A 13,860-nucleotide genomic window follows, 5' to 3' on the forward strand; every position below is an offset into this window, starting at 1 on the left:
TATAAGTTTTTATTGAAAAGCGCTGGTTATTTTACCAACCAGTTCACTCTCAACCATATCTTTAGACAAAAGAACCATATTCTTTATAGCCTCGGGGCTTGAAATACCGTGGCCAACAACAACCGGCGCGTTAACCCCTAAAATTGGGCTGCCGCCATATTGCTCATAATTAAACCTGTCAAAAAACTCATCCTTCAATCCCTTTTTGCGGGTGATGACATAGAATGATTCGGCAAGCTTTAAAATAATATTACCGGTAAAACCATCGCATACAAAAACATCGGCCATATCGCCAAAAAGGTCGCGCCCTTCGGCATTACCTATAAAGTTTATGTTAGCTGCTTCTTTTAATAAAGGATAAGTGGCCTGGCAAAGCAGGTTACCCTTTTCTTCCTCCTCGCCTATGTTCATCAGCGCTACACGGGGGTTATCAATACCGTAAACGTTTTGTGCCATTAAACTACCCAATACGCCAAACTGCACCAATACTTCCGGTTTGCAATCGGCATTGGCACCAACATCCAATAAAATGCTGATACCGCCTTTTACTCTCGGAACAATTGTAGTAATAGCCGGGCGAAGAATGCCGGGGATAGCTTTTACACTAAACATAGCACCAACAAGCATAGCACCTGTATTACCCGCCGAAGAAAAGGCTTGTATATAGCCCTCTTTAAGGAGTTTAAAACCTACGCTGATACTTGAATCGGGTTTTTGAACAACGGCTTTGGTGGGGTGTTCGCCCATGCCTATAACTTCGGTAGTATGTATAAACTCGAAGTTATCCGGACTAAAATTATTTTCATGAAGAATACTTATAGCCGCGTCTTTATCGCCTATAAGTACCAAAGTATGGCCTGATAAAACTTTGTATGCCTCGATAGCCCCTAAAACAGTCGCCTTGGGGGCGTAATCTCCGCCCATAATATCTAAGCCAATCTTCATATCAGAAAATTAGTATTAGGCTACTGCTTTTTCTATCAGTAATTTACCGTTGTAGTATACGTTACCATCTACAGTATAAGCTCTGTGCGGCAAATGTACAGCACCGGTAACTTTGCAAGTAGTTAAAGTTGGAGCGATAGCCTTATCATGGGTTCTACGCTTGTCTCTTCTTGATTTGGATATTTTACGTTTTGGATGTGGCATAACTTATAGTTATTATTATTTAATTTTTTTGAGCACGTCCCACCGTGGGTCCGGGTTCTCATCTTGTTCATTATTTGCCGCTAAGTTATTTAACTTATCCAGCATTTCCTTATCACAATACGGGGTTTCGCCCTCGCTGCCGCAAGTTGCCACAAATGGCACTGCAACATTTATGTATTCGTAGATCAATCCCGCCAGCATTATTTCATGCTCGCTTTTGCCTAAGGCTATGATCTCGTCATCTTCATCTATTACCTCGTCGCTAAACTTAGCTATCTGCTGTTCATACACGTCAATAACCTGCGGGTATTGCGACAGGCATCTGTCACAGGTAGCATCAATAGTACCGGCGATATGAAAATCCAGGATCAGCATAGTTTCCTGTTTTTCCAATTCAACCCGGCATTTCAAGTCGGCCTTTTTAACCAGCGAGTAATCAAACTCGTTAAAAAAATCATCCTTTACATCAAACTCAAAGTGATGTTTTCCCAGCGCTAAACCGGTAAAAGGAATCGAATAATTTCTTAGCGATTTCAATGAGCAACAATTAGCCTGCAAATGTAGGGAAAAATACCAATACAGAAAAAGGTTTTTTTCAAAAGGTTTTTTGAGGTGTATTGATGCGTTTTATAGCTCTAATTGGTCAACCTGGCAGTTGTTAACACATAATCATTAATATATATCGGCAATATTACTATTTGATTTTTAAACTATCTGGCTTATTCATGAGCTGTTTGACGGGTCGAAACTAATTGTAACTCATTATTTACTTTGGAATTTTGTAAAAAATATCGCACCATTAAAATTTATTGTAGATTTACCCTAACCAATTTTAAAATTGAACATGAAAAAAATACTTTTATTAAGCTTTGTAGCAGCTACTGCTATATTATCAGTTGCATTAAGCGGTTGCTCTGCGCACAAAAGCGCTTCAACCCCGGCGGCAGACAACACTTTAACTGCTAACGAACAAAAAGAAGGCTGGAAACTGTTGTTTAACGGCACCGACCTTAAAGGCTGGCACTCTTGGAAACGTGACACTGTTGCCGCTAACTGGATGGTTAAAGATGGCCAGATCCAATACGACCTTGCTAATGACCGCAAAGGCGATGACTTAGTAACTGACGGATCATATACTAACTACGAGTTGCAAATACAATGGAGAATCACTCCGGGTGGTAACAGCGGTATTATTTTTGACATACAAGAAGATGGCAAACATGGCGCTACCTACCAAACCGGTGCAGAAATGCAAGTATTGGATAACGTTGCTGCCGCCGATAATAAAAAACAAAATCACTTAGCAGGTTGCTTATATGATATGATTGGTGATGCGACTGTATCACATCCGGTAACTCCGGGCGAGTGGAACCAGGTAAAAATTATCCAAAATAAAGGCCAACTTACTTTTTGGTTAAACGGCACTAAAACTGTTGACGTTAAAATAGGCAGCCCTGAGTGGGAAACCGCATTAGCAAGCAGCAAATTTAAAAGCCGTGGCTTTGAAGATTTCATGAAAGTACAAGGCGGGCACATTGCTATTCAAAAGCACCCTGGATCAAGCGGTTGGAAAAACATGAAGATCCGCGAGATAAAAGACTAATTTATTATCATCAAAATATTAAGCCCGTTCCAACGCTGTTGGAACGGGCTTTTTTGTGCCTTTATAATAGGTGATTAAAGGATATTCGCCTGTTTATTCCAGTAGGCTATTTAAAATAATTCACTACATAGCCAACCATCTCTTTAGTATAAAGTTCCCACCTGGCAAGCGTTTGTGCTTCGGGTAAAAAGCTATCTATTCCAAATCCAACTCCGCCTGATAAATAATTAGATGCATACGGAACAACATCTATTCCTGCTTTTTTAAATATCATTAATGATCTGCGCAGGTGGTATGCCGACGTAACCAATAAGTAAGGTGGTGGCAAATTGCTTTTCTCTAATAATATTTTAGAAAACTTAGCATTTTCAATTGTGTTTTTAGAGTTGCTCTCAACTAATATCAAGCTATCTGGGATATTAAATTTTAACAACTGTGTCCTAACCCAGGCCGCTTCTCTAAACTTACCCGGAATCAATTCCCCATTGCCACCGCTTATTAATATATGAGATGCCTGTTTGGTTGACATTAATTTAACTGCCTGTATAAACCTATCAGCAGAACCATTAAAACTACCGCCATTAGGCCCGCTTGATGAAAAACCTCCTAATAAGATTACGCAGCTGTACTTTTTTGTATTAGCCGCCATTGGGGTTTTAACATCCCAAATATTTGCTACAACTTTGAAAAAGAACGGCGCTGAAAAAAAATAAAGAACAATAACTGCTGCTGCTAAAAACCGTTTCCTTGTTTTGGCATTTTTGTTTAGGAATGCTATTAACAACAAAGCTACTACCCAATAAAGTGGCAGCAATATAAAAAGCAGAATTTTTGAAAGTATAAAATACATAATGCGCTAATTGTCGCTAAGATATATTAAAATCAATTATATTTTATTGCTACAAAACCAATTAAATAAAATGTCCGTAAGTATAAAGCGTCCCGCCAAAATAAATATGATAAAGATGTGTTACGCTAAGCACATGTTTATTTACCGCCAGCAGTAACTTTCTGTTGATAGCTAATAATTAAAATGCAAATACAAGAATATATAAACAGTGGCATTTTAGAGCAGTATTGCCTTGGGTTGCTTGCCAAAAGCGAGCAGGAGGGCGTATTAGCCATGTGTACTGTTTATCCCGAAATTAAAACAGAATTAGCTGAAATTGAACTTGCCTTGGAGCGGATTGCGGCAATTAATGCCATCGCGCCAAAGGCTTCTTTAAAGCAGCAAATATTAAACACTATCGCAATTAACGAAGTAATTACTTTAGAGAACTTACCACCAACGGATAGGTATTCTGATTACCAGGCATGGTTAAAAGCTGTTGAGCAGCTTTTACCTTCCCAACCATTCGAAGATTTTTTTGCTTACCCCTTGCATCACAGCAATAAAATTGAACAAACACTTGTTGTTACCAAATTTGGGGTCCCAAAAGAAACGCATGAAGATGTTATTGAAAGCTTTTTTATATTAGAGGGTAGCTGTGTTTGTAAAGTGGGCCGACACGCCTATACCTTAAATGCCGGCGATTTTTTAGAGATCCCATTGCACGAAGAACATGATGTTACCCTAACATCTCCATACGTAGTTGCTATTTTGCAACACCGGCTTATATAGGGGAATTTTTTATATCTTCGCTTAAGGCAGCCGCGCTATCGCTGTCATCCTCCCTAATTTATCTGTTACCTTTATTAATTAATATTATGAAAAGATCAGTCCCGTTTTGTTTGGCTGTGCTATGCTTGTTAAACTTTAAAACCAATGCACAGGTTAATAGCGCCGCCACAATTAAGCAAGCCATTATCACCAATAAAAACTTTGATTCTGTACAGGTAAAAGCTATAAAATTGCTTTCAGGCTTTTCGGCGGGGACGTCATATAATGAGATTTGGATCCGCGATTTTAACACTTTTATAAAAGGATCGCTTAAAGCGCACCCAAAAGAAGAAGTAAAAAACATGCTCTTAATGTTTTTTAAAATACAGGGCGGGGACGGCAATATCGTAGATGGTATAGTTGAATCAAAAAAAGCAAACGTAGGCTATAATTACAGGCACTCGGCTTTACTACCGGGTTGGGAAGCTCATAAAAACACCGTAGAAACCGACCAGGAATCGTCGCTGGTACAAGCTGTCCGGAAATACATCGATGTTACCGGCGATACCTCTATATTGGATGAGCAAATAGGCGGCAAACCGGTAATTGCACGGATTGAGGATGCTTTAAATTATATTCTGAAAGATCGCTGGTCGGCAAAGTATGGCCTGGTTACCGGCGCAACAACTGCCGACTGGGGCGATGTACAGCCCGAAACAGGCTGGGGAGTAGCCATTAACCAAAAAACCAAATGGGCTATTGATATTTACGACAACGCCATGTTTGCAATGGCGCTGCGCGATTTCATACATTTTAAACCCAAAAGCTACAATACCGCCAAAAATTGGAACCTGGTTGCTGTCAGTCTTAAAGCCAGTGTACGCAAATACCTATGGCAGCCAAAAGCTCACAAATATATCCCCCATGTTTACCTGGATGGCAGCCCGTTTGCCAAAGAGTTTAAAGAAGATGGTATCTTATATGTAGGCGGCTCTATCTGTGCGATTTTAGCAGGCTTTAATACTAAACCCGAGGTGATGGAAATTAACCGGCAAATAGTAGCGGCCGCGGCAAAAGAGAAACATGCTACCGTAGGCTTAACCCTGTCACCACCGTATCCCAAAGGGACGTTCCCAAATATGGCACCTTATACCTACCAAAATGGCGGCGACTGGACCTGGTTTGGCGGCCGTTTGATTGAAGGGCTGCTAAAATACAACCTGTTTACTGAGGCCTATAACGAGCTAACCCCAATGACAGACCGCGTAATTGCTAATAATGGATTTTATGAATGGTACAACGTGCAAACCGGTGCACCGAGCGGCTCGGGGAACTTTAGGGGCGAAGCGGGTGTATTGGATGAGGCCATTACCTTATTAAAGCGTTGGGCCAAAAAGTGATATGTTTTGTTTCACGAAATAGCGAAACAAATGAAACACGTGAAACACGATTTCGAATTAACTTGCTATTAATAAGCCATTTACAAAAATTCGGTGAAACAAAATGAAACAACTTTTATGTAGGTGAATTTGAGCATGTATTTACGTTTATCACTTGACTATCAATAAAATACAAATCAGGTAATTTTAGGGCCGTGAAACAGGTATTTTGTTTCAGGGGTGAAACAAAAACATCGCATAAAGGAGGCCCGCTTTCCGTAAAAATTAAATTCTTGTAACGTTTCCCGGTAAAAGGAGTTTCCAGTCATATAACACAACAATTTATGAAAACTCTTATAGTGGCTTTAACAGCCGCCTGGATATGCTTTGTCTTTAATTTCGCCAACGGTCAAACTACCGCGGTAAAAGTATCCGGCCGGATTATAGGCAATAACAAATCGCCTGTAGACGGGGCCACTGTATTATTATTAACCGGTAAAGATTCTGCATTGGTAAAAACCGCATTATCCAATTCCGACGGAAGTTTCGTTTTTGCAAATATCAAAAATGGTTCATATCGTATTAAGGTAACTTATATTGGTTTTCAAGATTACAGCGGCGCGTTTTTTTATTTGGGAGATAATGCAGTGGTATTACCCGCCATCACTATAAACACCACAAGCAAAGCATTAAAACAGGTAGAAATTATAGCTCAGAAACCGTTTATTGAGCAAAAGATTGACCGTACGATAGTTAATGTTGGCGCGTCAATTTCAAATACCGGGGCAACGGCTTTAGAGGCATTGGAAAAAGCGCCGGGCGTAACAGTTGATGAAAACGGCCAGATCAGCTTTAAAGGAAAAAGCGGGGTAATGATAATGATTGATGATAAACCTACCTACCTGTCGGGTGCCGACCTGGCAAACTATCTTAGAGCCATGCCGGCCTCGCAACTGGATCAGATCGAGCTGATGTCAAACCCGCCGGCTAAATATGATGCATCTGGCAACGCCGGGGCAATAAATATTAAAACAAAAAAATCAAAAATCCGTGGCTTTAACGGCTCGGTTGCGGCAAGCACCGGTAAGGCTGTATATTGGCGAACATTAGGAAGTGTAAACCTCAACTACCGTACCGGCAAGGTTAACCTGTTTGGGCTGGCTGGTTATGGTGTTCAAAATAATTACCGCCGGTTAGATGTATCGCGCACCTACCTGGATGCAAACAGAAATGTCACCTCATCCTATACCGAATTAGCTTATTTTCACCCCGTAAACTATAACCCTAACTTAAAGTTGGGCATGGATTATTATGTATCGCCAAAAACCACTGTTGGCTTTGTACTTACAGGTAACATTTCATCAGGGAATAACTATAACCCGGTAAACAGCAATCTGAGGGACGCTACGGGAAAGATAGATTCTATAATAACATCTGATAACAATACCAACACTAAAAACTACAGCGGCGGCATCAACCTAAATTACAGTCACCAGTTTGATAGTTTAGGCAAGGTTTTAACGTTCGATCTGGATTATTTAAAATATGATAACCACCGCAATCAAACCTTTTTTAATAAAACCTATAATGCAGCGGGGGCATTAGGCGCTATACAAGATATCACCGATAATTTACCATCGGACATTGCTATTTATGCTGCCAAAACAGATTATGTACAACCGTTGCCGGGCAAGGCCAAGCTATCTGCCGGAGTAAAAACCAGTTATGTAAATACTGATAACGCGGCCAATTATTTTAACCTGGTAAACAATGTAAGTACAATTGATTACAACAATACTAATCGCTTTTTATACCGCGAAAACATTAATGCCGCCTATGCCAGTTATGACCAGGAGTTTAACCGTTTTGCCGTACAGGCTGGCTTGCGCGTAGAGCACACGGATGTTAGCGGCCACCAGTTAGGTAATGCACTGGCCCGCGACTCTTCATTCACCCAACATTATACCAACCTGTTCCCTACGGTTTATTTCCTGTATAAATTAGACAGCGCCGGATCAAACACATTAAAGCTAACTTATGGGCGACGGATCTCCAGGCCCTATTATCAGGACCTGAACCCTTTTAGGACCATCCTTGATAAATACAGCGCTTTTGAGGGCAACCCGTTTTTAAAGCCCCAGTTCTCGTCCGATTATCAATTAATGTACAGCTACAAGAGTGTATTTTCTATAGGCATAGAGTATAACCCTATTTATGATTACCAGGTAGAATATGATTTCCAGCAGGGAACAACCTTTTTAGCAACGAATATAAACTTAGGCAAGCGGGTGTTTTGGGATCTGGAGGCTAACCTTAACTTTAATCCTACCAAATGGTGGACTTTTAGTTTACATACAGAGCTTAACCACACCAGTTACCAGGGGCAATTGATCGGGTCGTACCTGAACAATAGCTCTACGTATTGTTACCTGAGCAACAATAACCAATTCGACCTGTCGCACGGCTGGAATGCCGAATTATATACTTTTTATATGTCCCCGGCAACAGACGCACAATTTACCCATATTTCCCGCGAGCAAACCAATGTTGGGATCTCTAAAAAAGTACTGCATAATAAAGGCTCAATAAAATTATCGGCGAGGGATATCTTTCGGGCCAACTTCTCGGGCGGGAACATTACCAACATACCAAATGTAATAGCTACTTACCATAACGATTTTGCAAACCGGTCTGTAACACTCGGATTTAACTACAACTTTGGCTCAAGTAAAAACGATAAGAAGAAAATAGATGCTGGCAGTGCTGCTGATAACGAAGCCGGCCGGGTGCGCAATTAATCATTACCCGGTTTGTCGCACTAACATTAAAACTGGTGAAGCAATATCTTAACCTATTGTAAATAACTTGTTACTGCCCCCTGTAGTAGCCGTAAACCTTTCAAATTTTATATTAAATTAACATACTCTTGCTACATTTGAGCAAGGATTTTATGGTACACCTTCCTGATATTGTACTACCCTGCTATAGAAACCATCCATTAATAATAGATATATGTTATTGATCAAAAAATTTACCGGCAAAACGCTAATACTATGTCTAACCGGCTTGTTTGCAATTTGCAATTGCGCCTTAGCGCAATATCCCGGAAAAATTGCTAAAACCGACCAGATTTTATTACCAAATGGCTGGAAACTTAGCCCTGCCGGCCGGCAGGTGAAATTAGGAGATCTGCCGTTAAACATGCAATTAAGCGCCAGTGGAAAGCTATTGGCAGTAACCAATAATGGCCAGAGCACCCAATCTGTACAGTTGATCGATCCGAAGAATGAAAAAGTGCTCGACGAAAAAGTATTAACCAAATCATGGTATGGTTTAGCTTTCAGCCGGGACGAAGAACACTTATATGTATCAGGCGGGTACGATAACTGGATAATTAATTTCCCGGTGCAGGACAATAAATTAGGTAAGGCAGATACCATACGCCTTGGCCTGCCATGGCCTAAAAAGACCATTTGCCCAACCGGACTGGTTGCCAATAAAGATAATTCGAAATTATACGCTATTACTAAAGGCGACAGCTGTTTGTATGTAATAGCCCCTGGCACCAAATCCATCGTCAGCAAACTGCAGTTGCCATCAATCGCTTATGATTGTTTATTATCGCCTGATGAAAAAACATTGTATATCTCCTTATGGGGTTCTACCGGCATAGCGGTTTACGACACGCAATCAGGCAGCATCACAAAAACAATATATTCGGGCCACCACCCTAACGAGTTACTATTAAATCAAAAGGCAACCTTGCTTTTTGTAGCTAATGCTAATGATAATACAGTATCTGTAATAGATACCAAAACTAATATGTTAACGGAAACCATTTCTACCGTTTTATATCCCACCAAACTGGTTGGTTCTACCACCAATGGTCTGGCTTTATCGGCCGACGAAAAAACACTTTATATTGCCAATGCTGACAATAATTGCCTGGCTGTATTTGATGTTTCGATAACGGGGAATAGTAAAAGCATGGGGTTTATCCCGGTAGGATGGTATCCAACTAACATTAAAACATTGGGTAACAAAATTATAGTTGCCAACGGTAAAGGCTTAACTTCAAAAGCAAATCCACGCGGCCCGCAACCTTTTGCAAAGGACAATAACATAGGCGAGCATGTTGGCCAAACCGCCAAAAGCGAAATACAATATATCGGTGGTTTATTTATCGGCGCGCTGTCGTTTATTGATCCGCCCAAGCCTGACCAGTTAAAAGACTATACACGCCAGGTGTATGCAAATACCCCCTTTACTGCAAAAAAAACTATCGAGGCCGAAGGCGAAACCGGGAACCCGATACCACGCAGGCTTGGTGAAAAATCGCCTATTAAATATGTGTTTTATATCATTAAGGAAAACCGTACTTATGACCAGGTGATGGGCGACGTACCCGAAGGTGATGGAGATAGTTCACTATGTCTTTTCGGCAAAAAAATAACGCCTAACCAACATGCACTGGCTAAACAATTTGTATTGCTGGATAATTTTTATGTTGATGCTGAGGTTAGTGAAGACGGCCACAACTGGAGCATGGGCGCTTACGCTACCGACATTATAGAAAAAACATGGCCTACCAACTACAGCTCGCGCGGGCCATCTTACTCAGGTGCGGCAACCGGCGCTAATGATGGTTATATATGGGATTACTGTAAACGCGCAGGGGTTACCTATCGCAGCTATGGCGAGTTTGGCTCGTACAGCAAAGCCAGTATTAAAGCATTACAGGGGCATATGGGTCCTCATTCACCCGGATTTAATACCAAAATAAAAGACCAGGTACGCGCCGATGCATGGATCCACGATTTCGATTCGTTACTAAACATAAAAGCGGTACCGCAATTTAACACTTTACGTATTAGCGACGACCATACCAGCGGGCAAAAGAAAGGGGAATATTCTCCTATCGCCGCCGTAGCAGACAATGACCTGGCTGTTGGCCGCATTGTTGAACACCTGTCTCAAAGCCCAATCTGGAATGAATCGGTAGTGTTTATTTTGGAAGACGATGCCCAGGCCGGCCCCGATCATATTGACGCGCACCGGTCGCCTGCCTTTATTGTTGGCCCTTATGTAAAACGCAATGCGGTTGTTCATAGCATGTACACTACATCAGGCATGCTTCGTACTATGGAGTTGATACTTGGCTTACCTCCTATGAGCCAGTATGACGCTGCCGCTTTACCATTTTACGAATGTTTCACCAGCAAACCCGATCTAACCAAATATCAACTTATACCTGCACAAGTTGATATTGATGCCCGCAACGTGGCAGTAAATGAAAGCAGCAGGCGCTCCGAGTTTTTTAACCTTGCAAATGAAGATAAAGTACCGGACAGGGATATGAATGAAGTTATCTGGAAAGCAGTAAAAGGAGAAAATTCGGTTATGCCGGCCCCTAAGCGAAGCGCGTTTGTTATCCTTGAAAAGAAAAAGAAAGACGATGACGATTAATAATCGTTCTGATAATCAGTAATAGGATATCAACTTTTGGCGGTCCTGTTTATTTGCCGCCATTTATTTTTTTGGTAAACTGATCCTGCAGATCTTTTAGTTGAGCATCATACCCTTGCCTATCTATAAAAGCTGCCGGGTTATATGCAGCGCCGGGCTTGTGCTTGTTATAAAGCCCAAACTGGCTGGCATGTGATGCCAGCCAGATATCGAACTTCAGTTTTTTCATGGCCGATAAGGTATAAGCATAATCTTTGGCAATGTTTGGATAGGCAGGGATCTCCGAGAATTTCTTGTCGGTAATTATGGTAGGCAGGTTTGCAATCAGCACCTTATAGCTCCGGTTTTTATCTTTCACATCAAACAAAAAACTGCACGATCCTTTAGTATGCCCCGGGTGATGAAGCATAACTAATTGCATGCCGCCCAATTTTATGATATCGCCATTATGTAACAGCCGGTCTGTTTTTACAGGCGCATAAGGGCTTACATTACCCCCTAAGGCATAATCAGAGCGGCCTCCGTCGGCCAGCACAGCGGCATCGCCTGCGTCTACCATCATTTTAGCGCCGGTCATTTTCTTTATGGCTGCCATCGCGCCCACATGGTCGTAATGTGCCTGGGTAGTTAACAATATCCTGGTATCGGCAAATTTAAAACCCAGGGCTTCAATACTTGCTTTGATAAAGGGTGCCGAAGATGCAAGCCCCGTGTTGATCAATATATTCCCTTTGGGTGTTACAATTAAATAGCAGGCCAGATCATAAGTACCCACGTAGTAAAGGTTGCCTGCAATTTTAAAAGGCGGATAAGGCTTTGACCATTCGGGGTGCATGTTTGTTAAGGGTTCGGCTATCTTTTGAGCAAATGCCAAATAGTTAATACATAACAAACAGATCAGGGCCAGGGACTTTTTCATTGAAATAAATTATGGTTAATAAAGCGGCCTAAATATACGCAGCTATGGGCAGGCACAGCAAATCTTGGGTGGTAAATAAAATATTTTTAATTATCATTAAGCGTATTAAAGCTGTGGAGATAATTGGCTTAATGCACCTAAACCCAACGTTACCAAACCGTATTAACAAATTCGTAATTAATTGATATGCAGTATTTTGCGAAAAAATATTTTTTGCATTTAAGCTAATCTGCTTTACATTTACCCCCACCAATTAAGCTATTGTAAACGCGATGCCGCCTTTACAAGCCTGTTTTATTATTTCAACTTATGAAAAGATCTATTATTGCATCACTTATTATTTGCAGTTGGTTATACGCTGCGGCGCAAAAGCCGCTAAGTAAAGTAACTATATATACCACTGCCAAAGGATCGGCAACGCGGTTTGCATCATCCGGACCAATAGCATTAGTTAAAAAACCGCAGCCGGTTGAAACAGAGTTGGCTGTGTTTGTAGATCCGGGTAAAACGTTTCAAACTATGGTAGGTATTGGCGGTGCCCTCACAGATGCTGCTGCCGAAACCTTTTATAAACTACCGGTAGTTAAGCAAAAAGAACTGCTTACGGCATATTACAGCAAAGACAGCGGCATTGGCTATACTTTTGCCCGTACCAATATCCAAAGTTGTGATTTTTCCAACGATACCTATAGTTATGTGGGCGACAATGACCCCCAGCTAAAAACCTTCAATATCAGCCACGATAAAAAATACCGCATCCCTTTTATAAAAGAGGCATACAAGGCCGCGGGCGGCAAACTGGATATGTTTGTTAGCCCGTGGAGCCCTCCGGCCTGGATGAAAGATAATAATAGTGTGATAGGCGGTGGTAAACTAAAGCCAGAATTTGACCAAAGCTGGGCCAACTTCTATGTTAAGTTTATTAAAGCGTATGAGCAGGAAGGTATTAAAATATGGGGCCTTAGCGTGCAAAATGAGCCTATGGCCAAACAAAAATGGGAATCATGCATATATACCGCCGAAGAAGAGCGCGATTTTGTGAAGAACTACTTAGGGCCAACGCTGCAAAAGCAAGGCTTGGGTAGTAAAAAATTGATTATCTGGGACCACAACCGCGATCTGCTTTACCAGCGCGCCAGCACGATACTTGAAGACCCGGCCGCAGCAAAATATGTTTGGGGCGTAGGCTTCCACTGGTATGAAACCTGGACCGGCGCTGGTATGGCGTTTGAAAATACGCGCCGCACAGCCGAAGCATTCCCTTTAACCCACCTGGTGTTTACCGAAGGCTGTATAGAGAAATTTGATTTTACCAGGTTGGATGACTGGGCGCTCGGCGAGAAATACGGCACATCAATGATCAATGATTTCAATGCCGGCACCGTTGCCTGGACAGACTGGAACGTATTGCTGGATGAGAAAGGCGGCCCCAACCACGTTGGTAACTTTTGTTTTGCACCGGTACATGCCGATACCCGTAACGGCAACTTGATATATACTAACGCGTATTATTATATAGGCCATTTCTCTAAATTTATTAAACCGGGTGCCAAACGCATTGTAAGCGCCGCCAGCAGAGATAAGCTATTGACCACAGCCTACCTTAACCCCGATGGTAAAATTGCCGTAGTGGTAATGAATAGCACCGATACCGAAATACCATACACCCTATGGATAAAAGGAAAAGGCACCGCGACAAACAGCCCCGCCCATTCTATCGAAACTTTAGTTATTAATTAAGCTG

11 protein-coding genes are annotated in these 13,860 nt (G+C 41.6%); 6 read left to right on the plus strand and 5 right to left on the minus strand.

What is annotated here, in order from left to right; genetic code table 11:
- Positions 1-9: 9 nt before the first annotated feature.
- Genes plsX through ABIB50_RS18275 form a run of 3 tightly spaced genes read right to left on the minus strand, consistent with a single transcriptional unit; the run spans position 10 to position 1,686 of the window.
- Positions 10-945 carry a phosphate acyltransferase PlsX gene (plsX, locus tag ABIB50_RS18265; RefSeq protein ID WP_429382019.1) on the minus strand — a complete coding sequence of 312 codons (936 nt, stop codon included), beginning with the start codon at positions 943-945 and terminating at the stop codon, positions 10-12.
- Between the two features lie 15 nt (positions 946-960).
- Positions 961-1,149, minus strand: coding sequence for a 50S ribosomal protein L32 (gene rpmF / locus ABIB50_RS18270; RefSeq protein ID WP_144246778.1), 189 nt, complete (start codon positions 1,147-1,149; stop codon positions 961-963).
- A 15-nt stretch (positions 1,150-1,164) separates the two neighbouring features.
- Positions 1,165-1,686: a YceD family protein gene (locus tag ABIB50_RS18275; protein WP_429382022.1), complete on the minus strand. Its 522-nt coding sequence runs from the start codon at positions 1,684-1,686 to the stop codon at positions 1,165-1,167.
- A gap of 307 nt (positions 1,687-1,993) precedes the next feature.
- Here ABIB50_RS18275 and ABIB50_RS18280 point away from each other — a divergent pair, with 307 nt between their 5' ends.
- Entirely contained in the window at positions 1,994-2,752 is a 759-nt protein-coding gene (locus ABIB50_RS18280) for a 3-keto-disaccharide hydrolase (protein ID WP_429382024.1), read from the plus strand.
- Positions 2,753-2,858: 106 nt separating this feature from the next.
- On the opposite strand, the gene ABIB50_RS18285 is transcribed toward ABIB50_RS18280, so the two are convergent.
- Entirely contained in the window at positions 2,859-3,401 is a 543-nt protein-coding gene (locus tag ABIB50_RS18285) for a YdcF family protein (RefSeq protein ID WP_429382026.1), read from the minus strand.
- 384 nt (positions 3,402-3,785) lie between these two features.
- Between ABIB50_RS18285 and ABIB50_RS18290 the strand changes: the two genes are divergently transcribed.
- From ABIB50_RS18290 to ABIB50_RS18305, 4 genes are all read left to right on the plus strand, one after another.
- Positions 3,786-4,373: a cupin domain-containing protein gene (locus ABIB50_RS18290; RefSeq protein ID WP_429382028.1), complete on the plus strand. Its 588-nt coding sequence runs from the start codon at positions 3,786-3,788 to the stop codon at positions 4,371-4,373.
- An 86-nt stretch (positions 4,374-4,459) separates the two neighbouring features.
- Positions 4,460-5,752: a hypothetical protein gene (locus ABIB50_RS18295; RefSeq protein ID WP_429382030.1), complete on the plus strand. Its 1,293-nt coding sequence runs from the start codon at positions 4,460-4,462 to the stop codon at positions 5,750-5,752.
- 323 nt (positions 5,753-6,075) lie between these two features.
- Complete coding sequence (locus tag ABIB50_RS18300) at positions 6,076-8,529, plus strand: outer membrane beta-barrel protein (RefSeq protein ID WP_429382032.1); 2,454 nt, start codon at positions 6,076-6,078, stop codon at positions 8,527-8,529.
- 214 nt (positions 8,530-8,743) lie between these two features.
- Positions 8,744-11,197 (plus strand): bifunctional YncE family protein/alkaline phosphatase family protein, encoded by a 2,454-nt coding sequence (locus ABIB50_RS18305; RefSeq protein ID WP_429382034.1) that lies wholly within the window; start codon positions 8,744-8,746, stop codon positions 11,195-11,197.
- 49 nt (positions 11,198-11,246) lie between these two features.
- On the opposite strand, the gene bla is transcribed toward ABIB50_RS18305, so the two are convergent.
- Positions 11,247-12,116 (minus strand): subclass B3 metallo-beta-lactamase, encoded by an 870-nt coding sequence (bla, locus tag ABIB50_RS18310; RefSeq protein WP_429382036.1) that lies wholly within the window; start codon positions 12,114-12,116, stop codon positions 11,247-11,249.
- Positions 12,117-12,425: 309 nt separating this feature from the next.
- On the opposite strand from bla, the gene ABIB50_RS18315 reads away from it, so the two are divergent.
- Entirely contained in the window at positions 12,426-13,856 is a 1,431-nt protein-coding gene (locus ABIB50_RS18315) for a glycoside hydrolase family 30 protein (protein WP_429382038.1), read from the plus strand.
- Positions 13,857-13,860: the final 4 nt, after the last annotated feature.

Source organism: Mucilaginibacter sp. UYCu711 (genome assembly GCF_050433825.1).
Taxonomy (GTDB): domain Bacteria; phylum Bacteroidota; class Bacteroidia; order Sphingobacteriales; family Sphingobacteriaceae; genus Mucilaginibacter.

Coding starts and splice junctions, on each gene's coding strand:
- plsX (WP_429382019.1), bottom strand. CDS start 945: ATGAAGATTGGCTTAGATATTATGGGCGGAGATTACGCCCCCAAGGCG.
- rpmF (WP_144246778.1), bottom strand. CDS start 1,149: ATGCCACATCCAAAACGTAAAATATCCAAATCAAGAAGAGACAAGCGT.
- ABIB50_RS18280 (WP_429382024.1), top strand. CDS start 1,994: ATGAAAAAAATACTTTTATTAAGCTTTGTAGCAGCTACTGCTATATTA.
- ABIB50_RS18285 (WP_429382026.1), bottom strand. CDS start 3,401: ATGGCGGCTAATACAAAAAAGTACAGCTGCGTAATCTTATTAGGAGGT.
- ABIB50_RS18290 (WP_429382028.1), top strand. CDS start 3,786: ATGCAAATACAAGAATATATAAACAGTGGCATTTTAGAGCAGTATTGC.
- ABIB50_RS18295 (WP_429382030.1), top strand. CDS start 4,460: ATGAAAAGATCAGTCCCGTTTTGTTTGGCTGTGCTATGCTTGTTAAAC.
- ABIB50_RS18300 (WP_429382032.1), top strand. CDS start 6,076: ATGAAAACTCTTATAGTGGCTTTAACAGCCGCCTGGATATGCTTTGTC.
- ABIB50_RS18305 (WP_429382034.1), top strand. CDS start 8,744: ATGTTATTGATCAAAAAATTTACCGGCAAAACGCTAATACTATGTCTA.
- bla (WP_429382036.1), bottom strand. CDS start 12,116: ATGAAAAAGTCCCTGGCCCTGATCTGTTTGTTATGTATTAACTATTTG.
- ABIB50_RS18315 (WP_429382038.1), top strand. CDS start 12,426: ATGAAAAGATCTATTATTGCATCACTTATTATTTGCAGTTGGTTATAC.